This is a genomic window from Marinobacter pelagius, assembly GCF_900114925.1.
Lineage (GTDB): Bacteria > Pseudomonadota > Gammaproteobacteria > Pseudomonadales > Oleiphilaceae > Marinobacter > Marinobacter pelagius.
The window spans coordinates 578,004-600,440 of the sequence record NZ_FOUR01000001.1 but is presented as its reverse complement, the minus strand read 5'-3'; the positions used below and the strand labels follow the sequence as shown (position 1 = coordinate 600,440).

The window sequence follows — 22,437 nt, the reverse complement described above, 5'->3', positions numbered from 1 at the left end:
GGGGTGCGTCACCTGGGGAGGTACTCGCGCGCGATGATGTTCTTCATGATCTGCGCGGTACCATCACCAATCTGCAGGCCAAGGACATCACGCAACCGCTGGGCAAAGGGCAGGTCTTCGCCCCAGCCAGTGTGGCCGTGGGCCAGCAGGCACTGTTTAACCACATCGAAAGCGAGCTTTGGGCCCCACCACTTGTTCATGGCGGCTTCGGCGTTATGGGGCAGGTTGTTGTCCTTGAGCCAGAGCGCATGGTAGCACTGCATGCGCGCGGCATGAACGTAGGTCTGGTATTCCGCCAGCGGATGGGTCAGGCCCTGGAAGGCGGACAGGTTCTGGCCAAAGGCGGTGCGCTCGGTCAGCCACTGCCAGGTTTCCTCCAGGGACTGCTGGGCCACCGCCAGGCACTGCAGGCCGATCAGCGCGCGGCTGTAGTCGAAACCCTGCATGACCTGTTTGAAGCCCTTGCCTTCGTCACCCATCATGTGGCTGGCGGGCACTTCCACGTTGTCGAAGAAGATGGAGCCCCGGCCGATGGCGCGCTGACCATTGTCCTCGAACCGGGTGGTGGTGATGCCCGGGCTGTCCATGGGCACCAGAAACGCGCTGATGCCGGAGGCGCGCTGCTCCACCGTGCCGGTGCGGGCAAACACCACCGCCACGTCGGCCTGGTCGGCCATGGAGATGGAGGTTTTCTCGCCGTTGAGCACGTAGACGTCGCCCTTTTTCTCCGCCTTCAGGCGCAGGTTGGCGGCGTCGGAGCCGCCGTGGGGTTCGGTCAGGGCGATACAGGCCACCTTCTGGCCGGAGGTCATGCCGTGCAGCCATTCCTTGGCCAGATCCGGCGCGGCGTGGCTGGCAATGATCTGTCCGTTCAGGGACGTCAGCAGGGGAATGTAGCCAACGTTGAAATCCCCCTTGGAGATTTCCTCGATGATCAGGCCGCTGGTGACACAGTCCATGCCACTGCCGCCGAATTCCTCGGGCAGCTCGCCACCGAGCAGGCCCATCTCGCCAAGCTGGCGGATGACATCCTTTTCGATCACGCCTTCCCGGTCCCGTTTGCGATAGCCCGGAGCCAGTACCTCGGCGCTGAAGCGGGCCACAACCTCGCGGATCGCGTTTTGTTCTTCGTTGAATGCGAAATTCATGGTGTTCTCCGGGCTATCGTGCCGTTACTTGTAGTACTTGCGGAATTCCGGTTTGCGCTTTTCCTTGAAGGCGTTGACGCCCTCCTTGGACTCGTCGGTGTCGTAGTAGAGGCTCAGGGCCTGCATACCGAGGGCACCGATGCCGGCGATATTGTCGCTGTCAGCGTTGAACGAGCGCTTGGCGATGGTCAGGGCGGTGGGGCTCTTCTCCAGGATCTCGTCACACCACTTGCGTACTTCCTCGTCCAGCTGCTCGGGGGGAACTACGGCGTTCACCAGGCCCCACTCCAGCGCCTGCTGGGCCGAATACTTGCGGCACAGGTACCAGATCTCCCGGGCCCGCTTCTCACCCACGACCCGCGCCAGGTAGGCGGTGCCGAAGCCGGGATCGACGGAGCCGACCTTGGGGCCGACCTGGCCGAAAATGGCCGTTTCCGAGGCGATGCTCAGGTCACAGATCACGTGCAGGACGTGGCCACCGCCGATGGCGAAGCCGTTGACCCGGGCAATCACTGGCTTGGGTACTTCCCGGATCAGGCGCTGCAGTTCTTCCACCGGCAGGCCGATCAGGCCGCGGCCGTCGTACTGGCCCTCGTGGGCGCCCTGGTCGCCACCGGTGCAGAAAGCTTTCTCGCCGGCGCCGGTGAACACGATCACGCCGATATCCTTGTTCCAGCCGGCGCGATGGAAGGCGTCGATCAGTTCCATGCAGGTCTGGCCGCGGAAGGCGTTGTAGCGGTCCGGGCGGTTGATGGTGATGGTAGCGACGCCGTCGGTTTCGTCGTACAGGATGTCTTCGTAACTCATGTCTGGGTCTCCGTGTTCGTGAAGGTGGCAGTTAGCCGGCCATGGTCAGGCCGCCGGACACACTGATGACCTGGCCGGTGATGAAGTTGGCGTCGTCACTGGCGAGCAGTGCAATGATTCCGGGGTAATCGTCCGGCTGGGCCAGGCGTTTCATGGGCACGGCGTTGCGGAACGCTTCCAGCAATTTCTCCGGGTTCGGCGCACTCTCGGCAACGCCCTTGAGCAGGGCGGTGTCGGTGGGGCCTGGGCAGACCACGTTCAGGCACACGTTCTTGGTGGCCAGTTCCCGGGCCACGGTCTTGCTGAAGCCCACCAGGCCGGCCTTGCAGGCGGCATAGACGGATTCACCGGAGGAACCGACCCGGGCCGCATCGGAAGCCACGTTGATGACCTTGCCACCGCCGGCGGCCACCATCTTCGGCAGTACCACGTGGTGCATGTTCAGGGCGCCGGTCAGGTTCACCGCGATCAGCTGTTCCCAGAGTTTCGGTTCGGTCTTGAGGAACGGGATGAAGCGGTCGAAACCGGCGTTGTTCACCAGTACCGTGGGTACGCCCAGCTCTTTCTCGATGGCCGCCACGGTGTCGGTGATCGCGGCGTAATCGGTGATGTCCGCCGCATAGGCACGGGCGGTGCCGCCGGCTTCGGTAATCAGGTTAGCGGTGGCCCGGGCAGCACTCTCGTCCCGGTCCAGCACCGCAACCAGACTGCCTTCCTCGGCAAATCGCCGGCACACGGCGCGGCCGATGCCGCCCCCGCCGCCGGTGACGATGACGGTTTTTCCGTTCAGGCCTCTCATGATGATTTGCTCCTGTTGCTGGTCAGTCAAAGGGATCAGCCGCGTCTGGCCGGTTCGAGGCGAACCTCTTTGGCCTGCTCGCGCAGCTTGAATTTCTGGATCTTGCCGGAGGCGGTGCGGGGCATGGCCTCGATCACTTCCAGGTATTCCGGCAGGTAGTTCCTCGACAGTTGCTGTTCGGTCAGGTAGGCCTTGACCTGATCCAGCGTCAGATCGGTGGCGTTCTCGTCGAGGGTGACGTAGGCACACAGGCGCTCGCCCAGGCGTTCGTCCGGACAACCCACCAGCGCCACATCGACAATGCCCGGGTACTTGTAGAGCAGGTTCTCTACCTCAACCACGGGGATGTTCTCGCCGCCGCGGATCACCACGTCCTTGGTGCGACCGGTGATGCGGATGTAGCCGTCATTGTCCATGCGAGCGAGGTCGCCGGTGTTGAACCAGCCGTTCTCGTCCACGCCGTAGAGTTCGGGCCGTTTGAGGTAGCCGACAAACAGGCTGGAGCCCCGGACCAGCAGGCTGCCTTCTTCGCCGGCCGGCAGTTCGTTGCCCTGGAAGTCGGTCACTTTCACGTCCATCCAGGGCAGAGCCTTGCCGTCGGACTGGCTGGCCCGCTCGGCGGGATCTTCCGGGCAGGTCATGGTGACCGCACCGTTTTCGGTCATGCCCCAGGCCGAGACAATCTTTGCCTTCAGAACCTTGCCGGCCTGTTCCACCACGGCACTGGGGATGGGGGCGCCGGCGGAGACGAAGATCCGCAGGGAATCCAGTTCGCCCTCGTGCTTGGGTGCGGTTTTCACCAGGTCCGCCAGGAAGGGCGTGGCGGCCATGGTGAAGGCCGGTTTCTCGGCAGCAATCACCTTGCAGACGTAGTCTGCGTCCCAGATGTCCTGGAGGATGGCGGTGGTGCCCAGGTAAACGGGCATCATGATGCCGTACATGAAGCCGGTCTGGTGGGCGACCGGGGAGGCCATCAGTACCTTGTCGTCGGAGCTCAGGTGCAGCCGGTCGGCATAGGGCCGCACGTTGGAGAACAGGGTGTTGGAGGTGTGCATGACCCCCTTGGGTTCGCCGGTGGTGCCGGAGGTGTAGAGGATCTGGATGGCGTCGTCGGCGGTGAGTTCGCGCTCGGCAAACAGGGCGTTGATGTCCTGCTTTTGTTCCCAGGGAGTCTCCACCAGGCGCTGTTCGAAGCTGCGTTCGCCCTCGCCGCCGATCACCAGCAGGGTTTCCAGGTTCGGCAGTTCGGCGCGGATGCCGTCGATCATGGCTTCGTAGTCGAAGCCCCGGAACACCTTGGGAATCACCAGCAGTTTGGCCTCGCCATGCTTGAGCATGAAGCGCAGTTCCCGCTCCCGGAAGATCGGCATAAGCGGGTTCAGGATGGCGCCGATGCGCATACAGGCCAGGTGCAGGGCAGTGGTCTGCCACCAGTTCGGCAGCTGGCAGGCCACCACGTCGCCTTTACCGATGCCCATGCCGGCCAGGCCGGCCGCCATGCGGGTGACCTTGTCATTGAGTTCCCGATAGGTAAGGGCGGTGCGGGTATCGCTGGTGACCTGGTAGCCGACGATGGCTTCCCGGTCCGGGGTGCTGGCCACGGCCTGGTCCAGGTAGTCGGTAATGCGTTTGTCGTTCCATGCGCCGCTCTCGACCATGGCGGCGCGGCGTTCCGGATTGAGAGTGATGCCTGTGTCCATCTGATTCACCTGTTGTGTCCGGTTTGTTGTTGTCGGGGACCTGACTGCAGATGCAGGTCGTTATGGCCTCCATTTCAAAATACGCCCCGCCCAAATATTGTGTCAACATATTGCTTAAAAAAATAGCGGGGTGTAGTCTGTTTTCAATCAGTAAAGTCTTTATATAGAGATATAAAAGGAATAAAGGCAGATCTCTTAGAGAGGGCGGTTATGGAATACAGCAACATATTGCTTGAAAAGCGCGAGGCCGTCGCGCTCATCCGGCTCAACCGGCCGAAGGTGCATAACGCACTGAACAATGCCTTGATGAACGAGCTGACCTCGGTTCTGGAGGCCCTCGAAAAAGACGACAGCATCCGCGCCATTGTCATCACCGGGAACGAGAAGGCCTTTGCCGCCGGTGCGGATATCACCGAAGTCTATGCCCTGGATTTCTCCAGGGCTTACCGGGAGCGCTTCATCTCGGCTAACTGGGAAACCGTGACCCGCTGTCGCAAGCCGGTGATTGCGGCAGTCGCCGGCCTGGCGCTTGGTGGTGGCTGTGAGCTCGCGATGATGTGTGACCTGTTGATCGCGGCCGATACCGCCCGTTTCGGTCAGCCGGAAGTAAAAATCGGCACTCTGCCCGGAGCCGGGGGCACCCAGCGCCTGGCCCGGGCCATTGGCAAGGCCAAGACCATGGACCTGTGCCTGACCGGGCGCACCATGGACGCCGAAGAAGCCGAGCGCAGTGGCCTGGTGAGCCGGATCGTCCCGGCCGGGGAACTGATTGAGACGGCCCTGGCGGTGGCGGCGGAAATCGCGGGCTACTCGCAGATGGCGACCATGATCAACAAGGAGGCGGTCAATCAGGCCTTCGAGACGACCCTGGCGGCGGGCGTGGAGTACGAGCGCCGGTTGCTGTGGTCCAGCTTCGCCAGTGAGGATCGTCATGAGGGCATGAGTGCGTTCCTCGAAAAACGCCAACCGCAATGGAAGCACCGCTGATATCCTGAACGTATCTGCCAGAAACTGTCATATAACCGTGATACCGGAATTGAGTGGAGACCAACCATGGCCAACCAAGCAAGTTTCAACTGGGAAGACCCCCTGTTGCTGGACCAGCAGCTGACCGAAGAAGAGCGCATGGTGCGCGACAGTGCCCGCCAGTTTGCCGACAGCAAGCTCCGGCCGCGGGTACTGGAAGCCTTCCGCAATGAAAAGACCGATCCGGAGATCTTCCGGGAAATGGGCGAGACCGGCCTGCTCGGCGCCACCATCCCCGAGCAGTACGGTGGCAGCGGCCTGAATTACGTGTGTTACGGACTGATCGCCCGGGAAATCGAGCGGGTGGATTCCGGTTACCGTTCCATGATGAGCGTGCAGTCGTCCCTGGTGATGGTGCCCATCTACGAATTCGGCAATGAGGAAACCCGCCAGAAGTACCTGCCGAAACTGGCTTCCGGCGAGTGGATCGGCTGCTTCGGCCTGACCGAGCCGGACCACGGCTCCGATCCCGGCAGCATGGCGACCCGGGCCCGGAAGGTTGACGGCGGTTACCGGCTGACCGGCAGCAAGATGTGGATCACCAACAGCCCGATCGCCGACGTATTTGTGGTCTGGGCCAAGGACGACGATGGCGCGATCCGCGGCTTTGTGCTGGAGAAAGGCTGGGAAGGCCTGAGTGCGCCTGCCATTCACGGCAAGGTGGGGCTGCGCGCCTCCATCACCGGCGAGATCGTGATGGACGGCGTGTTTGTGCCGGAGGAAAACGCCTTCCCGGACGTACGAGGCCTCAAAGGGCCGTTCACCTGCCTGAACTCCGCCCGCTACGGCATTTCCTGGGGTGCCCTGGGCGCGGCCGAGGACTGCTGGCACACTGCCCGTCAGTATGTGCTGGATCGCAAGCAGTTCGGCCGGCCATTGGCGGCCAATCAGCTCATCCAGAAGAAGCTGGCGGACATGCAGACCGACATCACCCTGGCCCTGCAGGGCTGTCTGCGCCTCGGCCGCATGAAGGACGAGGGCACAGCCGCGGTGGAAATCACCTCCATCATGAAGCGTAATTCCTGTGGCAAGGCCCTGGATATCGCCCGCATGGCCCGGGACATGCTCGGTGGTAACGGCATCAGTGATGAGTTCGGGGTGGCCCGCCACCTGGTGAACCTGGAAGTGGTGAACACCTACGAAGGCACCCACGATGTGCATGCCCTGATCCTTGGCCGCGCCCAGACCGGAATCCAGGCTTTCTTCTGACAACCTTTTCATCATTTTTTTAGAAAGCGACCGCATCTGGCCGGAAATCGGTTAGAATGCGGCCGCCCAATTGGTCGATGCACCAATATATAAATATCAAGGAAGATTCAGGGCTTTAGCGACATAATTGCAACTATTCGTTTTCTCAGAAGATCTCTGCAATGCCCACTACCGTGTTGTCCGGCTTCACCCACAATTTCCTTGGCAAGGCGCCTGTCTGGTACAAGCAGGCCATCCTGCTGTTTCTGATTGCCAACCCGATTGTGATGTACGTGCTTGGCCCTGGCGTGGCGGGGTGGTTGCTTATCGGCGAGTTCATTTTCACCCTGGCCATGGCGCTGAAATGCTACCCGTTGCTGCCGGGCGGCCTGCTGGCGGTGGAGGCCTTGCTGATCGGGCTGACCACGCCGGATGCGGTGTATCTGGAGGTGTTGACCAACTTCCCGGTGATCCTGCTGCTGATGTTCATGGTGGCCGGTATCTACTTCATGAAGGAACTGCTGCTGGTCACCTTCACCCAGATCCTGGTGGGGGTCCGCTCCAAGTCGGCGCTGTCCCTGTTGTTCTGCAGCGCCGCGGCGGTACTTTCGGCCTTTCTGGATGCCCTGACCGTCACCGCGGTGATCATTTCCGTGGCCGTCGGTTTCTACTCGGTTTACCACAAGGTGGCGTCCGGCAAGGGCTACCAGCACTCTGACCACAACGCCAACAGTGACGAGGAAGTGATCGAGCTGCACCGGGAAGATCTGGAAAACTTCCGGGCCTTTCTGCGTAGCCTGCTGATGCATGGTGCTGTGGGTACCGCGTTGGGTGGCGTAACCACGATGGTGGGGGAGCCCCAGAACCTGCTGATTGCCAAGGTTGTGGGCTGGGATTTCATCGGCTTCTTCCTGAGCATGGCGCCGGTGAGTCTGCCCGTGCTGGTGGGCGGTCTGGTTACCTGCTGGGCCCTGGAGAAGCTGCGCTGGTTCGGCTATGGCGGCCGCCTGCCGAAGCCGGTGCGCCGGGTGCTGGAAGAGTTTGCCGAGAACGAGCGTAACAAGCGCACCAAGGCAGATCAGGCCGCCCTTTGGGTTCAGGCTGCCGCCGCCGCGGTGCTGGTTATTGGCTTGGCCTTCCACCTGGCGGAGGTGGGGCTGATCGGTCTGCTGGTGATTATCCTGGTAACCTCCTTCACCGGCATCACCGACGAGCACCAGATCGGCAAGGCGTTCCAGGAATCCCTGCCGTTCACTTCACTGCTGGTGGTGTTTTTTGCCGTTGTTGCCGTTATCCACGAGCAGCACCTGTTCAAGCCGATCATTGACTACGTGCTGTCCCTGCCGGAAAGTGAACAGCCGGGCATGTTCTTCATCGCCAACGGCCTGCTTTCCATGATCAGTGACAACGTGTTCGTGGCCACGGTCTACATCAGCGAGGTCAAGCAGGCCCTGGATGCCGGCGCCATCAGTGTCGAGCATTTCCGGGATCTGGCGGTGTCCATCAACACCGGCACCAACCTGCCCAGTGTGGCAACCCCCAACGGCCAGGCCGCCTTCCTGTTCCTGCTGACCTCCGCGATTGCTCCGCTCGTGCGCCTTTCCTACGGGCGCATGGTCTGGATGGCGCTGCCCTATACCCTGGTGATGGGCGGGATCGGCCTGTATTTCGTGGTCTATCACATCTGACAAGTTGCGGGAATTGCGCCACGCGTCAGTGCAGACTCCGTAAGTTCTGGTACTCTAGGCTGCAGTGAAATTTGCAGAACTGGAGATCATGAATAGTCGCGCGAAGTTGTCCTCCGGATTCCGGGAGGTTCGGTTTACGGTCCGGTTTTGTGCCTGGGTGACCATGGCCCTGTTGGCTATCGCGGCCTCTTCGTCCGTTGCGGAGCCCACCGGGGACCGCCGGGTTCTCACCATTGCCTACAATGAATTCCCGCCCTTTGCCCATCACACCGAATCCGGTGAAGCCTCCGGCGAGATTATCGAGGTGACCCGCAAGGTGGTGGAAGAGGCCGGTTATGAGCCCGAATTCCTGTTCCTGCCCATCAGCCGCATCTACCTCTACCTGAAAAACGGCACAGTGGATGCCTGGCCCGGGCTGACCAACATTCCCCAGCTGGAAGGGGAAGTGCTGGAAAGCTGGGCGCAACCACTCACTGTGCAGCTCAGCGCCTGGTATCTGGAGGGCAATCCGCCCCTGAATCACTTTGATGACCTCCAGGGCAAGACCGTGATCGTGATCGGAGGCTATACCTACGCCGGCATGATCCAGTGGCTGCGGGAGTCGGGCCAGATCCTGGTCACCGAGGCTCCGAATCACCGGGCGGCCATCGATATGCTCAAGCGCCGGAGGGGCGACTACGTTCTGGATTACCGTGCACCGGTACGGGAGATCCTGACCGAGCCTTCCGACAGCGTGGTGAGGGAATCGGAAGTCCGCTCCCGGACCGCGGCCTGGTTGTTCTCCCTCGCCAACCCGCGGGCGGCGATTCTCCGGGAAGAGTTTGATGATGCCTACCTGCGTCTGGTGCAGCGGGGTGAACTACCGGCCATCTACCCGAACAGCCATGGCTACGTGATTCCCGGTTTTCCGGAAGCCTACCGCTGAGTTCCGATTTGTTCAGGGCGAGAGGGTGAGGTCCCGGTACCACGCGGTGGCCCGCTCTCCGGTGTTGTCCGAATCCGACATGATGGCAATGCCCACCACCGGTGGTGGGTCCTCGCCGAAGGCCCTGCGATAGTCCGCCGCGATATCCCGTTCCACGCTGACCCATTGACCGACCCGACTGCCGCCGGAGCTTACCGCCACCATCATGGTCCGGTCGGTGTAGGAATTGGCGATGAACTCCCCCTCGGGCAGCTTGTTGGCCCAGATGTAATTGAGGGCATTGCCGGGCAGGGTCTCCCCGAACAGCACTTCCACTGTCTTGCGCTTGGCCCGCTCGAAGAACCCGGCTTCCTCGGGCTGGAACTCGAAGGCCACGTAGATCCGGGCGGGGTAGTCGTCCCCGGATTTTTCCCGGGCGTTGCCGGCTTCGAATACGTTCGACACCTTCCACTGCCAGGCGAGCTTCTGAGTGCTGTCCGGATCCAGGTTCAGGCGGGTGATCAGCCCGGAGGCGCCACCCTCGGTGGTGGCCCTGACCACCTGTTGGCCATCCTCCTGCACGAGTTCATAGAGAGTGTGCTGCTCGATCTTCGGGAATTGCAGCGGCTCCCAGCCATCATCCAGCGATCCGATTTGCGAGAAAGGCGGTATCGGATTGTTCATGGCCAGGGCCTGGGCGCCCAACGCCGCGGAGACGGTGATGCCGGCCAACCAGTACCAGCGAGATTTCATGGCCTACCCCTTGTAATGTTGTATCAACGAAGACAGGGCGATGGCGGAAAAGTGCCTTGTCCCGATCCTTTTACGTGTATATAGTGTTTCTATCCTTGGTCAACTACCAGATGTTGTGATCATTCTCTGATCGCCTCTGGTAGTCGGGAATCCGGTGAGAGTCCGGAACTGACGCGCAGCGGTATTGGGGAACGAGCGTGGCACGATGACACTGGCATCCGCCGGGAAGTCGCTACGCAAGGCCGGATCAGACGATCCACGCCCCTGAGTCCGAAGACCTGCCAGGGATCAGGAGCCAGTAACACCGGCTTCTGGACTGCACCTTCGCGACTCAGGGTGAGCAGACCGGTTCCCGTTGCCTGTCCTCCAGGCAAAGTGTGCCCCTGCATTCGCGAAGGTGAAATGGAACCAACGCGAACCCAGGAGAGCACCATGACAGCCACCGCCTTTGCCGAACCGCCGGCCGCTTCCACCGATACCCAATCCCTTCAGGTAATTAAACGCAACGGCACTCTGGTTGGATTCAATCCGGCCAAGATCAGTGTTGCCGTCACCAAGGCCTTCCTTGCCGTGGAAGGTGACAAGGCCGCTGGCTCCGCCCGCATCAACGATGCCGTACACCGGGTCACCGAACAGGTGGTCCAGGCCATCAGCCGGCGCCTGAAAGCCGGCGGCAAGGTTCATATCGAGGATATCCAGGACCAGGTGGAACTGGCCCTGATGCGGGCCGAGGAACAGAAAGTGGCCCGGGCCTACGTACTGTACCGGGAAGAACACGCCCGCAAGCGCGCCGTGGAAGAACCCATGGAGGCCCACCCGCACCTGACCGTGAAAAAGGCCGACGGCAGCATCGCCCCGCTGGACCTGGGCCTGATGAAGCTGCAGGTGGAACAGGCCGCTACCGGCCTGGACGGCATCGATGGCGAATCCCTGGTGGAAGACGCCCTGCGCAACCTGTACGACGGCATCGAAGAAACCGAAGTGCTCTCGGCCCTGGTCATGACCGCCCGCAGCCGGATCGAGCAGGAGCCCGATTACAGCGCCGTGACCGCCCGACTGCTGCTGGAACAGCTGCGCCTCGAAACTGCCGAAGCCCTGGACCTGCCCCGGAATCAAACGCTGGCGGAGGTCTATCCACAGGCCCTGGCTGCCTTCATCCACGCCGGTATCCGCCACGAGTTGCTGGACGAAGCCCTGGCGGCTTTTGATCTGGAACGCCTCGGCGAGGCCCTGAAACCCGAGCGCGATCACCAGTTCGGCTTCCTGGGCCTGCAGACCCTGTACGACCGCTACTTCCTGCACTGGAACAAGGCCAGGTTGGAGCTGCCCCAGGTGTTCTTCATGCGCGTCGCCATGGGCCTGGCGCTGCGGGAAGACGACCCCAACGCCCGCGCCATCGAGTTCTACGAGCTGCTCTCCAGTTTCGACTACATGGCGAGCACACCAACCCTGTTCAACAGCGGCACCCGCCACTCCCAGCTGTCCTCCTGCTACCTGACCACCGTGCAGGACGACCTGGAAAGCATCTACGGCGCCATTCGCGACAACGCCATGCTGTCAAAATGGGCGGGCGGCCTTGGTAACGACTGGACACCAGTACGGGCGCTCGGCTCCCACATCAAGGGCACCAACGGCCAGAGCCAGGGCGTGGTGCCGTTCCTGAAAGTGGTGAACGACACCGCCGTGGCAGTGAACCAGGGGGGCAAGCGCAAGGGCGCCGTGTGCGCCTACCTGGAAAGCTGGCATCTGGACATCGAGGAATTCCTGGAGCTGCGCAAGAACACCGGTGACGAGCGCCGCCGCACCCACGACATGAACACCGCCAACTGGGTACCGGACCTGCTGATCGAACGCATGCGCGAGGACCGCGACTGGACTCTGTTCTCCCCTAGCGACGTGCCGGATCTGCACGACCTGTACGGCAACGCCTTCCGGGAGCGCTACGAGCAATACGAAGCCCTGGCGGAGCAGGGCAAGATCAAGCTGTTCAAGAAGATCCCCGCCAAACAGCTGTGGCGCAAGATGCTGACCGTGCTGTTCGAGACCGGCCACCCCTGGATCACCTTCAAGGACCCCTGCAACCTGCGCTCACCCCAGCAGCACCAGGGCGTAGTCCACAGCTCCAACCTGTGCACCGAGATCACCCTGAACACCAGTGCCGACGAAATCGCCGTGTGTAACCTGGGCTCGGTGAACCTGGCCGCCCATATCGTTGGGGGCGAACTGGACGTGCAGCGCCTGGAACGCACCGTCACCACCGCCGTACGGATGCTCGATAACGTCATCGACATCAACTACTACGCCGTGCCCCAGGCGAAAAACTCCAACCTCAAGCACCGTCCCGTGGGCCTGGGCCTGATGGGCTTCCAGGACGCGCTGTATCAACTGGGCCTGCCGTATTCCAGCCCGGAGGCGGTCGAGTTTGCCGATGTCGCCATGGAGCAGCTCAGCTACTTCGCCATCCGCGCCTCCGCCACCCTGGCCGGCGAACGGGGCGCCTACGACACCTATGAAGGCTCACTCTGGCACCAGGGCATCCTGCCCATCGACTCCATCAACCTGCTGCAGGAAAACCGCCGGGACGGCGACTGCTCAGTGAATACCGACACGCGCCTGGACTGGACCCCGGTGCGTGATCTGATTGCCAAAAACGGCATGCGCAACAGCAACGTCATGGCCATCGCACCCACCGCCACCATCTCCAACATCGTCGGCGTGTCCCAGTCCATCGAACCGGCGTACCAGAACCTGTTCGTCAAATCGAACCTCTCCGGCGAGTTCACGGTGGTGAACCCCTCCCTGGTCCGTGACCTCAAGGCCGAGGGCCTGTGGGACAACGTGATGGTCAACGACCTCAAGTACTTCGACGGCTCGGTGCAGCAGATCGACCGTATCCCGGCGGAACTGAAAGCCCGCTACGCCACCGCCTTCGAGATCGATGCACGATGGCTGGTGGAGGCTGCCGCCCGGCGCCAGAAATGGCTCGACCAGGCCCAGAGCCTGAACCTGTACATGGCCGAACCCAGCGGCAAGAAGCTTGATGCGCTGTATCAGCTGGCGTGGGAGCGTGGGCTCAAGACCACCTATTACCTGCGTTCCCTGGGGGCCACCGGCGCCGAAAAAATCGCCCCGGTCGCCGCGCCGCAACCGCAGGTGTGTTCCATTGCCGACCCGGACTGCGAGGCGTGTCAGTAAATACTGACATACACAACAGACTATAACTGCCAAGCCTGGAGAACCGGGCTGGTATCCCCTCCCGAAAATGTCTGTAGCCATGGATGGCTACAGCCAAGCCCTACAGGGACGTATTCACGGGCGGTTTTCGGGAGGGGATACCAGATCGGTTCAATCACCAGTTCTGGCAGGCTAAGGAATCAGAGGTAGAAAGCAATGTTGAACTGGGACGACGAACCGAAAACCGAATCCGGACCTGCCGCCACCGGCGGCCCCGCACCCGTGAATGTGGACGACAAGCGGGTAATCAACGGCGAGACCGACATCAACCAACTGGCGCCGTTCAAGTACCCCTGGGCCTGGGAATACTTCATGAACGCCAACAAGAACCACTGGACCCCGCTGGACGTGAACATGGCCCAGGACGTCCACGACTACCATCACCGCCTGAACCCGGCGGAGAAGCACGTGTACGAGAACGTGCTGGCTTATTTGACCACTTCGGACATCCTGGCCATGCGCAACATCGGCCTGGCGGTGATGGAGAAGATGAGCGCACCGGAGCTGCAGATCTATCAGGCCCGCCAGGTGTACGAAGAATCCATGCACACCTGGGCTTATCAGCACTGCATCGAAACCCTGAACCTGGACCAGAGCGAGATCTACAACCGCTACCGCGTGGTGCCGGAGATCCACGGCAAGATCAGGATGGCCAATCGCCGGCTCGATGCCGCCATGCGCCCCGACATGAACCTGCGCAACCCCTATGACCTGCAGGAATTCGTCATGTCCTATCTGTTCTTCGCGGCGGTGTTCGAGGGCGCCTGGTTCTACAACGGCTTCAGCCCGATTTTCGCACTCCAGCGTCGTGGCCTGATGCGCGGCACCGGCGAGCAACTGCAGTACATCCTGCGGGACGAGGCCATGCACTTCTCCTTTGGCCTGAAAGTGGTGAACCAGATCCTCGAGGAGGAAAACATCACCCTGGACCCGAAAGCCGTGCGCGAGATGTGGGATGAATCCGAGGCGGCGGAAACGGCCTACGCCAACTACATCCTGCGCGACCCGATCCTGGGTTATTCGGCGGAATACCACAGCGAGCAGTTCCGCTTCGTGGCCAACCGGCGGGCCCGCACCGTGGGGCTGGAAGAACCGTTCCCGGGGGCGAAGAACGTCTCGCCCTGGCTGGACGAGCAGGCCACCCTGCGCAAGGAGAAGAACTTCTTCGAGACCCGGGTGATCGAATACCAGACCGGCGCGCAGCTGGAGTGGTAAGCCGGTAGGGAAGCGCGGAGCTGTCCGATCTGCCGGGCAGCTCCGGTTGAGTTATTTCCGGGCCATGGCCTCCAGCATCCGGTTCACCGCGTCCAGGTGCTCCGGCTCGTTGTGGCACATGCCCTGGAAGCAGGCGCAGATATCCAGGAAATCCTTCAGCTCGGTGCGCTGGGCCATCTTCATCAGGCGCTTGGTGAGCCGTGTGGCCTTGGGCGGCTGATTGGCCATCTTATTTGCCATTTTCAGGGCTGCCGGCATCAGCTCCTCGCCGGGCACCACGTCCATCACGATGCCCAGTTCCCTGGCTTCGGCGGCATCCACGATGCGGCCGGTCAGCGTCAGCTCGAAGGCACGCTGGTAACCAATCAGCCGCTGCATGAACCAGGCCCCGCCATCGCCGGGAATGATGCCAAGGTTCAGGAAGGTTTCCCCGAATTTGGCGGAATCGGCGGCAATGCGGATATCCGCCATATTGGCCAGATCAAAACCCGCGCCAATGGCTGGCCCGTTCACCGCGGCAATGACCGGTACCTCCACCGCCTGCATCGCCAGTGGAATGCGCTGGATGCCCTTGCGATAGCGCTCGGCACACTCGGCCGGATCCCCGGCGAAATCGCCGCTGCGGTTGGCCATGTCCCGGACGTTGCCGCCGGCACTGAACGCCGAGCCGGCCCCGGTGATCACCAGCACCGAGACGTCCTGGCAGTGATTGACCCATTCCGCCGTGGTGACGATGTCATCAATCAGATTCGAGCCGGTGAGGGCATTGCGCAGGTCGTGCCGGTTCAGGGTCAGCACCGCCACGCCGTCTTCCAGGGTGAGCAGGGCGTCGGTCAGCTGGGGCAGGTTGGTCATCATGGATTCCTTGTTCGGTAGATTCAGAGCGATTGTCTCCCTATGATTGGCCCATGCCAAGAACCTTCTACCGCCGAGGCCCCGACCATCGGGACGATGCCCCCGTGACCTTCCTGGACGTTCGCCGCCGCTTCGATTTCCGCACGGTGGAGATCGGCCGCTGGGTGACCGAACCGGAAAAACAGCGCAGTGCTGCCCTGTTCTACGATGCCCTGTGTGATCTCATGACCATCCTCGGCGGCACCGAGAGCCTCATCTCCCTGCGCGGCACCCTGGCGCTGCAGTACGGCATCGGAGGCCGCCCTGGTGTTTCTGCCCACTACAGCCCCGCCACCCGCAGCTTCGCCCTGGCCAAGAACGCCGGCCCAGGCAGCATCGCCCACGAATGGTTCCACGCCTTCGACCATTACATCTCCGACAAGTTATTCACAGGTACGGGCAAAGGCGAGTTTGCCTCAAAGCTCTGGCTCACCCGCGAAGACGCCATCCCCCATCCCCTGAACGACCGCCTGCAAGCCTGCTACCGCGCCGTTCTGCTGAACGACGCCGGCACCGAACCCAGCGACCTGTTCCGAAAATCTGCGAAAGCCGACAAGGCTGCCGGCGTGCATTACTACAGCCAGCCGGAAGAACTCTGCGCCCGGGCCTTTGAAGCATTTGTGCAGGATGCACAGTGCAAGAATGCATTTCTGGTGCGCGGAACCCGGGAATCGGAAGAAGCAAAGCTGGGGCTTTATCCACAGGGTGAACAGCGAGGGCGGATTAACTTTGCCTTCAAGGATTACTTCCAGAACCTGGGCTGTGCATTGCAAAGACTGGCTCGCTGAGCGGCGTGATCAACCAAGTGGGCTACGTACCCCTGCAAATCCTTGCCCGAGCACATGGGTATAGATCTGGGTGGTGCGCAGATCCGAGTGGCCCAGCAAGTCCTGTACTGTCCGTATATCGGTTCCTCTTTTCAGCAACTCAGTGGCAAAGCTGTGGCGAAACGTGTGACAACCGGCCTTTTTACCGATGCCGGCTTCTCTTGCGGCGTTACGTACGGCCCTCTGCACGGAGGATATGTGGCGATGATGGCGGCAAACATTGCCCAGATTATCCGTGCTGAGAGTGGGCGATGAGAAGAGCCATTGCCATTCCAGTGAATGGCCGGCTCCCGGGTACTTTCGAGCCAGCGCAAAAGGAAGGCTTACGGGATGCAGGAACTGTTCACTTCGTTGTTTCCATGCTCTACGGATGGCTTCCACATGGTCCTGTAACGATCCGATGAGAGAAGCAGGCATCAATGTTGTCCGGTCTTTTGCCCCTTTGCCATCGCGTATCGTGATCACCTGTTGTGGGAAATCCAGATCTTTTATCCTGAGTCGGCATGCCTCTGTAACACGTAGCCCTGATCCATAGAGCAAAGAGGCAATCAGCCTATTAGTATCGTCAAGCTGATTGATGATACGCATGGCCTCTTCGTGACTAAGCACCACCGGCAGCTTTCGGGGTTTCTTTGAGCGAATAACCTCGCCGATGTCTCCCAACGGTTGGTCCAGGACCTTGTCATATAAAAACACCAGAGAATTCAAAGCCTGAGCTTGCGTCGCTGCAGCAACATTCCGGTGCACCGCAAGCCAGGTTAAAAACTCATTAACCTCACGCGGCCCCATGTCCCGGGGATGCCTCATTTGATGAAACCGAATGAAATGGCGGATCCAGTACCAGTAAGTTTTCTCTGTGCGGACGCTGTAGTGATTAACCCGAATAACAGCGCGAACCTGGTCGCGCAGGCGGGGCTGCTTTTCCTGCATAGTGAAGGCTCCATGCCGATAACTGTATATCTATACAGTATTATTGGAGGAGCGGATCACAGATGTCAAATGATTACGTGGAAACGACCCATGCGGTGGGCTAAGCTGTTGTTTTATAAATTTTTGGACGAAATGCTGCCGGTTTCAAAACCCGTAATCATGAAGCGGTAAAATTTCCGCGATAATGCAGCACGTTGTCCAATTGCTGTTAGGACGATATGGAATATCTAGTCAGAATTATTGAAGCCTTAGCTTGGCCTGGAGTGGCCCTCATCGCTCTGTTCGTCTTACGGAGGCCCATCGCTGACATTGATTCCAATGTTGCAGCGCTTGAAGTACAAGGATCTGGAGTTGGAGTTTGAAAGAGATTTGGACAAACTCCGGGAAGAAGCTCGGGACGCGCGGTCAAAAACTACGCTTCCTCCTTCTGACGAATCGGTAGTTGCAGATTTAGACTATTACTTGCAGCAGGTTCGGGAATCCTCGCCAAGAAATGCCGTCATCGAAGCATGGCTGGGTCTCGAATCCTCAGCAGTATCCACCGCCACGCACTTTAAGCTAATGCCGGAGGGAGCGAGGGTAACTGCTTCATCAGCGATAAAGGCGCTCGTAACCGCAGGTGTTCTTTCCGACAACGATATGCGGATCATTAATGAGTTGCGCCTTCTACGAAACAAAGCTGTTCATGAGCTAAGTGCAAGCATTTCAGAATACGAGGCAGCCAAATTCTTGGAAATTGCCCGAGATGTATCGGACATAATTGCCGGGGAAGCTTGGCAAAAATTTGGTGGTTGTAGCGGGTAAGTCCTAACCAATAGTTCCAGTTCGTTCCGGGCCTGAAGGCCCTCCACCGGACGCCCTTTTCTCCGCTTCGCTCCGAAAAGGTCGCCGCTGAACAAAAGCGTTAGAAGGATAGGCGCCAATGTCTGAGTTGGCCTTTTGAAGTGGAGGGAAGATGAAAGAAGGGATCTCTAGATTTGATGATTTTTGGGCGCTCCACGTGAATGGGTATATTTTCCTGCTCTCGGGCAAAGATTTTTCTGAAGCTACCCAAACCGCCAAGAAAAAGTGCGGAGAGACGGTGTGGGCGCAATTTCTCGTGGCAGTTTCGAGCTTTTCAAGACTGTCGGATGCGAAGCGCCATGCCAGCATTGAACGTGACACAGTTAAAGCCATTCAAAACTTCTTTCAACAGAATCCAAGATCGATCCCGCAATACAAGTTCGTGGGCAAAGAGGCTGTAACCGTCGCATCCACATTCATCGAGGCTTGCACCACATGTCCCGCATCCAAGGGCTTGTTTACATGGGAAGAAATCCAGATCGATGGTAAAAACCAATGGATTCTCCGCGAATATTATTCTCAAAGCCTTGTTGAGCGCTTAAGCAACAAAAAAAGATTAGCGAAGACGGTGCCTATCACTCCATCGAAGATTGAAGAGCTGAATGGTAACTCAACTGATTTCACAATCCGCGTAGCTGGGGATTGGCTCCGGATATGTCACGAAGGAGTTCGTGCCCCATGAGTAATCGCGTCACTCGGGAGGACCTAAACACTTCTAACCAGGCCATGCACCGGATGCCAAACCCTCCGCTTCGCTGCGGTTTTGTCACCGGTGATGGCGGGCGTTTGGGCAGACCTTAGTAAGTGCAATGAATCCAAAGGCCCAAGATCTCAACAAGTTAGACAAACATAACTGTATATTCAAACAGTATTTTTCGAGTTGAGATCTGAACCACGAAACAAAATAAGGAAGATCGTTGTTGAACGCTTTTTCAGCTACCCTCGGAGACTCACAGGTGCGTCACAAGACGCGGCTTGAGAACGCCACCTGTGAGTCTCCGAGGGCACGCCATTCATCAGCGATCGCGTTACCTTTTTTGTTGCCATTCTCATCTTTTCAGTACGTCGTTAACCACTCGCCTGGAGCCACGTCGCATGCCCAATAATCCGGAGTGGACTTAGAGGAAGGTGGATCCTGGTAACTTTGCTGGACTGGGCTGCCAAACAAGGTCACTACACGAGACACTCGCGTTGCTCGCGCTCGTGAGTTCCAAACGTTAAAGCTGAAAAGTCGAGTCGTGGCACCTGGTACCCATCCGTGTCAAAATTGGGTGATACGTGAACGAGAGGTTTTGTCCATGAATCTCCAGAAAATTGAAGACGAGGCGCTGCACCTCCCTAAAGAGGAGCGAGCCCAATTGATCCAGAGACTGGTATTGAGTCTGGAGTCTCCTTCAGAAGAAGAGCTCAGATCCGATTGGTTACTTGAGGCCCGACGTAGAGGCGAAGAGCTGGACAATGGCACAGTTCAGGCTGTGTCTAGTGAGGATGTCATGAGGAAGGCTAGAGCACTGATCAAATGACCTATTCTTTTCACCCGGCAGCGGAAGCCGAGTTCCTGGAGTCAGTTGGTTATTACGAATCAAAAGTTCCGGGATTGGGTGGTGCCTTCATAGAGGAATTTGAGGCCTTGGCCAATTTAGTTGGCGAGTCACCAAAAGCCTGGCAAGTCGAGTTGCCACCAGATATTCGTAGAGCGCCCCTTCACAGATTTCCCTTGTCCATCGTTTACCGAGAGAGGCCTGATGGTTTTCAGGTTCTGGCCGTTGCCCATGATCGGCGGCGTCCGCAGTACTGGCTGGGCAGGCTTTAACAATCCGCTGCACAGCGACCGATTTTCCGCCGCTCCGCGGCTCCAAACCGGCGCGTGAGCCGGGCGTTAAATGCCAGTGACAGCAAGATCCAGAGCCCCAACAATCTGCTCTCTAAAATGCGAGAGGGAGCCAACTGGGTTTTTGAGATGCTTTTCTGGTACGGAGGAAATTTGGGGGGTTAACAGCAGTAGTTCCTGATCGGCAAAGCTGATTTCCGGAGTGAGTCCTTGCATGGCTTCGCCACCCAAGGCAGAACGTTTGCCCAAAGGAATAACGATCCGAGTTGCCAGATCGCTCAGGAGGCTGCTCTGAATATCGACAAAGTAAGGGTAGTGCGCTTTGCTAGTTTTACTTGGGTTGGGGTACACATCAAACTGTGACATTCAGAACTCCCTGAATTCATCGCCGAAGCATCCATGTTGTTCGACGAAATCGTTGTAGCTTTTTATCGCAGTACGATTTTCCTCAACCCATTTTGCTGCTTCGCGTTTCGAAAGCTCTTCTTTTAGAGCTCTTTCCAGGGTGGCAGACAAGTTAATGTTCAGTTCTCGGGTCTTACGCAGCAGATCGCTATTGATTGAAAGGTTCGCTGCTTTTTTTGGCGCGGCTGAATTGTAGAGTTCGGCCATGGGGCCTCCAAGTAGCTTTCAAATCCACAATCTGAGTCTATGCGCATGATAATGCGCATGCAAGCATTTAACCAACGCCTGTTGCCGGACGCACCTCCGCTGTCGCTCCGGCACGCCGCAATGCGGGGCGTTAATGGCAAAGGCTTCAGTCTTTTGGGTGGCTTTGTGACAGTAGCCTTACGTAGGTCTCGTCGCTAAAAATGTCGAAACATAACTATCGGTTCCAAGCGACGTCCATAGAGCAGAAGGTGGGAATACCATAAGATAGGCGGGTGACTAGCTGCGAGCGTGGTGCCGTCTTAGCCGGGTGCTGTGCGCAGTTTTATTTTCCAAGCCAATCATCAAGATAAGTCATTACCTATGTTGAATGCCTCGTCGACCCGCCTCAATAAATACATCAGCAGCAGCGGTATGTGCTCGCGCCGCGAAGCGGACCGTTACATTGAACAGGGCAACGTATCTCTGAATGGCCGGCGTGCTGAGGTGGGCGATCTGGTCATGCCCGGAGATACGGTAAAGGTTAACGGGCAGCTGATCGAGCCGCCAGAGCCCGACGACTTCGTTTTCATTGCACTGAATAAACCCGTGGGGGTTGTCAGTACGACAGACAGCAGTGAGCGCAATAACATTGTGCGCTTTGTGGGTCACGGTACCCGAATCTTTCCCATTGGTCGCCTGGATAAAGACTCCCAGGGTTTGATTTTTTTAACCAGTAACGGCGATCTGGTGAATAAGATCTTGCGCGCTGGCAATGACCATGAAAAAGAATATCTGGTGGAAGTGAACAAACCCATTAACAAGGGTTTTGTTGAAGGTATGGCCAACGGGGTGCCGATTCTCGGTACCGTCACCCAAAAATGTAAGGTGCAGCAGGAATCTTCGACGGTCTTCAGAATCACCCTGGTGCAAGGTTTAAACCGCCAGATTCGCCGTATGTGCGCACATTTTGGGTACGATGTGGTCACGCTGGAACGTGTTCGCATCATGAATGTGGATCTCAAAGGCCTGGCCGTTGGTGAGTGGCGCGACCTCACGCAAAAAGAGCTGAATGGCATTATGGACGCCATTAAAGACTCCTCGTCTGAGGCGCCTGCCGGGCATAAAACCACGCAAAAACGGTCAGCCAGTAAGAAGTCCGGTCCGAAACGTGGCGACCCACCTAAAGCCCAGAAAACTGGCGTTAAACCCAATGGCAGGCATAAGCCCGGGAAACCATCCGGCAAACCTAAGAAACCGGGCAAGGGCGGTGACAGAAACCGGCCGGGTGGGAAACCCGGCGGTAAAAACACAGGGCCGAAGTCAAAACGGCCAAGGAAGCCAAGCGTCAAGAAAGCGCGTGGCTAGCCTTTGAAGCCTTTGGCCACTACATAGACCTCGCGGGAGCGGGCGCGTGACGCATCGGGTTTGCGAATCAAGACCTTGCTGAACGACGAACGCACGTCTTTGAGGTACTCGTCATAGCCCACCCCCTGAAACACCTTGGCGACAAAACAGCCGCCGGGCTTCAGGACCTGGCGGGCCATATCCAGGGCCAGCTCCACCAGATACATGGACGCTGCCTGGTCGGCCACATTGATACCGCTGATGTTGGGGGCCATGTCCGAGACCACCAGGTCCACCGGGGCGTTGTCCAGGGTGGCCATGATGTCGTCAAAGACCTCGTCTTCGGTAAAGTCTCCCTGGATGAAGTCCACACCCGCTATGGCATCCATGGGCAGAATATCGGATGCGATCACGCGGCCCTTGGCGCCGACCCTGGTCGCCAATACCTGCGACCAGCCGCCCGGTGCACTGCCAAGGTCCATGGCCACCATGCCGGGGCGAACCAGCTTGTCTTTCTCAATCAGCTCAAGCAGCTTGTAGCTGGCGCGGGAGCGATAGCCATCAGCTTGGGCGCGTTTCACGTACACATCATTGACGTGCTCATCAAGCCATTGCTGGCTGCTTTTGGATCTGGCCATGTCATTGCTCTGAATAGAACCTGAAGTGTGCGCGGATTATACCTGCTCCGGCAGGGGGCTGTAACATGGGAAAATCG

At 59.1% G+C, this 22,437-nt stretch carries 22 protein-coding genes and 1 riboswitch; of the genes, 12 read left to right on the top strand and 10 right to left on the bottom strand.

The window, feature by feature from the left end; translation table 11 throughout:
* Positions 1 to 8: 8 nt before the first annotated feature.
* From aliB to BM254_RS02705, 4 genes are read right to left on the bottom strand one after another with little or no spacing between them, the layout of a single operon-like run.
* A complete protein-coding gene (aliB, locus tag BM254_RS02720; RefSeq protein WP_091998304.1) occupies positions 9 to 1,148 on the bottom strand; it encodes a cyclohexanecarboxyl-CoA dehydrogenase in 1,140 nt (379 codons plus the stop codon).
* Between the two features lie 24 nt (positions 1,149 to 1,172).
* Positions 1,173 to 1,955 (bottom strand): enoyl-CoA hydratase-related protein, encoded by a 783-nt coding sequence (locus tag BM254_RS02715; protein WP_091998302.1) that lies wholly within the window; start codon positions 1,953 to 1,955, stop codon positions 1,173 to 1,175.
* A 31-nt stretch (positions 1,956 to 1,986) separates the two neighbouring features.
* Positions 1,987 to 2,754 carry an SDR family NAD(P)-dependent oxidoreductase gene (locus BM254_RS02710; protein WP_091998300.1) on the bottom strand — a complete coding sequence of 256 codons (768 nt, stop codon included), beginning with the start codon at positions 2,752 to 2,754 and terminating at the stop codon, positions 1,987 to 1,989.
* 35 nt (positions 2,755 to 2,789) lie between these two features.
* The gene (locus BM254_RS02705; protein WP_091998298.1) at positions 2,790 to 4,454 is read right to left on the bottom strand and encodes an AMP-binding protein; all 1,665 of its coding nucleotides are present in this window, start codon (positions 4,452 to 4,454) and stop codon (positions 2,790 to 2,792) included.
* Positions 4,455 to 4,664: 210 nt separating this feature from the next.
* Between BM254_RS02705 and BM254_RS02700 the strand changes: the two genes are divergently transcribed.
* From BM254_RS02700 to BM254_RS02685, 4 genes are all read left to right on the top strand, one after another.
* The gene (locus BM254_RS02700; RefSeq protein WP_091998295.1) at positions 4,665 to 5,441 is read left to right on the top strand and encodes an enoyl-CoA hydratase; all 777 of its coding nucleotides are present in this window, start codon (positions 4,665 to 4,667) and stop codon (positions 5,439 to 5,441) included.
* A gap of 66 nt (positions 5,442 to 5,507) precedes the next feature.
* Entirely contained in the window at positions 5,508 to 6,689 is a 1,182-nt protein-coding gene (locus BM254_RS02695; RefSeq protein WP_091998294.1) for an acyl-CoA dehydrogenase, read from the top strand.
* A gap of 161 nt (positions 6,690 to 6,850) precedes the next feature.
* On the top strand, positions 6,851 to 8,356 hold the full coding sequence (gene nhaB, locus BM254_RS02690) for a sodium/proton antiporter NhaB (protein ID WP_091998292.1): 1,506 nt from the start codon (positions 6,851 to 6,853) through the stop codon (positions 8,354 to 8,356).
* Positions 8,357 to 8,444: 88 nt separating this feature from the next.
* Positions 8,445 to 9,281, top strand: coding sequence for a substrate-binding periplasmic protein (locus BM254_RS02685; protein WP_091999147.1), 837 nt, complete (start codon positions 8,445 to 8,447; stop codon positions 9,279 to 9,281).
* Positions 9,282 to 9,293: 12 nt separating this feature from the next.
* On the opposite strand, the gene BM254_RS02680 is transcribed toward BM254_RS02685, so the two are convergent.
* Entirely contained in the window at positions 9,294 to 9,944 is a 651-nt protein-coding gene (locus tag BM254_RS02680) for a DUF3047 domain-containing protein (protein ID WP_091999145.1), read from the bottom strand.
* Between the two features lie 148 nt (positions 9,945 to 10,092).
* Positions 10,093 to 10,313: riboswitch (cobalamin riboswitch) on the top strand.
* Between the two features lie 132 nt (positions 10,314 to 10,445).
* Between BM254_RS02680 and BM254_RS02675 the strand changes: the two genes are divergently transcribed.
* A complete protein-coding gene (locus BM254_RS02675) occupies positions 10,446 to 13,208 on the top strand; it encodes a ribonucleoside-diphosphate reductase subunit alpha (RefSeq protein WP_091998290.1) in 2,763 nt (920 codons plus the stop codon).
* Between the two features lie 195 nt (positions 13,209 to 13,403).
* A complete protein-coding gene (locus BM254_RS02670; protein ID WP_091998288.1) occupies positions 13,404 to 14,462 on the top strand; it encodes a ribonucleotide-diphosphate reductase subunit beta in 1,059 nt (352 codons plus the stop codon).
* A 51-nt stretch (positions 14,463 to 14,513) separates the two neighbouring features.
* On the opposite strand, the gene BM254_RS02665 is transcribed toward BM254_RS02670, so the two are convergent.
* Complete coding sequence (locus BM254_RS02665; protein WP_091998286.1) at positions 14,514 to 15,317, bottom strand: enoyl-CoA hydratase-related protein; 804 nt, start codon at positions 15,315 to 15,317, stop codon at positions 14,514 to 14,516.
* A 53-nt stretch (positions 15,318 to 15,370) separates the two neighbouring features.
* On the opposite strand from BM254_RS02665, the gene BM254_RS02660 reads away from it, so the two are divergent.
* Positions 15,371 to 16,144: a CLCA_X family protein gene (locus tag BM254_RS02660; protein WP_091998283.1), complete on the top strand. Its 774-nt coding sequence runs from the start codon at positions 15,371 to 15,373 to the stop codon at positions 16,142 to 16,144.
* Between the two features lie 9 nt (positions 16,145 to 16,153).
* Here the strand turns inward: BM254_RS02660 and BM254_RS02655 are convergent, their stop codons facing one another.
* The gene (locus BM254_RS02655; protein ID WP_091998281.1) at positions 16,154 to 17,113 is read right to left on the bottom strand and encodes an integron integrase; all 960 of its coding nucleotides are present in this window, start codon (positions 17,111 to 17,113) and stop codon (positions 16,154 to 16,156) included.
* 318 nt (positions 17,114 to 17,431) lie between these two features.
* Between BM254_RS02655 and BM254_RS02650 the strand changes: the two genes are divergently transcribed.
* The 4 genes from BM254_RS02650 to BM254_RS02635 all read left to right on the top strand — a co-directional run bounded on the left by BM254_RS02650 (position 17,432) and on the right by BM254_RS02635 (position 19,769).
* Complete coding sequence (locus BM254_RS02650) at positions 17,432 to 17,917, top strand: hypothetical protein (protein ID WP_091998279.1); 486 nt, start codon at positions 17,432 to 17,434, stop codon at positions 17,915 to 17,917.
* A 151-nt stretch (positions 17,918 to 18,068) separates the two neighbouring features.
* Positions 18,069 to 18,638 (top strand): hypothetical protein, encoded by a 570-nt coding sequence (locus tag BM254_RS02645; RefSeq protein WP_091998277.1) that lies wholly within the window; start codon positions 18,069 to 18,071, stop codon positions 18,636 to 18,638.
* A gap of 616 nt (positions 18,639 to 19,254) precedes the next feature.
* The gene (locus BM254_RS02640; protein ID WP_091998275.1) at positions 19,255 to 19,479 is read left to right on the top strand and encodes an addiction module protein; all 225 of its coding nucleotides are present in this window, start codon (positions 19,255 to 19,257) and stop codon (positions 19,477 to 19,479) included.
* Positions 19,476 to 19,769: a type II toxin-antitoxin system RelE/ParE family toxin gene (locus BM254_RS02635; protein ID WP_062363598.1), complete on the top strand. Its 294-nt coding sequence runs from the start codon at positions 19,476 to 19,478 to the stop codon at positions 19,767 to 19,769. The genes BM254_RS02640 and BM254_RS02635 overlap by 4 nt, the downstream gene beginning before the upstream one ends.
* 66 nt (positions 19,770 to 19,835) lie before the next feature.
* On the opposite strand, the gene BM254_RS02630 is transcribed toward BM254_RS02635, so the two are convergent.
* Complete coding sequence (locus tag BM254_RS02630) at positions 19,836 to 20,153, bottom strand: CcdB family protein (RefSeq protein WP_091998272.1); 318 nt, start codon at positions 20,151 to 20,153, stop codon at positions 19,836 to 19,838.
* Positions 20,154 to 20,399: a type II toxin-antitoxin system CcdA family antitoxin gene (locus BM254_RS02625; RefSeq protein WP_091998271.1), complete on the bottom strand. Its 246-nt coding sequence runs from the start codon at positions 20,397 to 20,399 to the stop codon at positions 20,154 to 20,156.
* 312 nt (positions 20,400 to 20,711) lie between these two features.
* Here BM254_RS02625 and rluF point away from each other — a divergent pair, with 312 nt between their 5' ends.
* Entirely contained in the window at positions 20,712 to 21,743 is a 1,032-nt protein-coding gene (gene rluF / locus BM254_RS02620; RefSeq protein WP_245777337.1) for a 23S rRNA pseudouridine(2604) synthase RluF, read from the top strand.
* Here rluF and rlmE read toward each other — a convergent pair.
* On the bottom strand, positions 21,740 to 22,360 hold the full coding sequence (gene rlmE / locus BM254_RS02615) for a 23S rRNA (uridine(2552)-2'-O)-methyltransferase RlmE (RefSeq protein WP_091998267.1): 621 nt from the start codon (positions 22,358 to 22,360) through the stop codon (positions 21,740 to 21,742). The two genes, rluF and rlmE, sit on opposite strands and share 4 nt — an antisense overlap.
* Positions 22,361 to 22,437 lie beyond the last annotated feature (77 nt).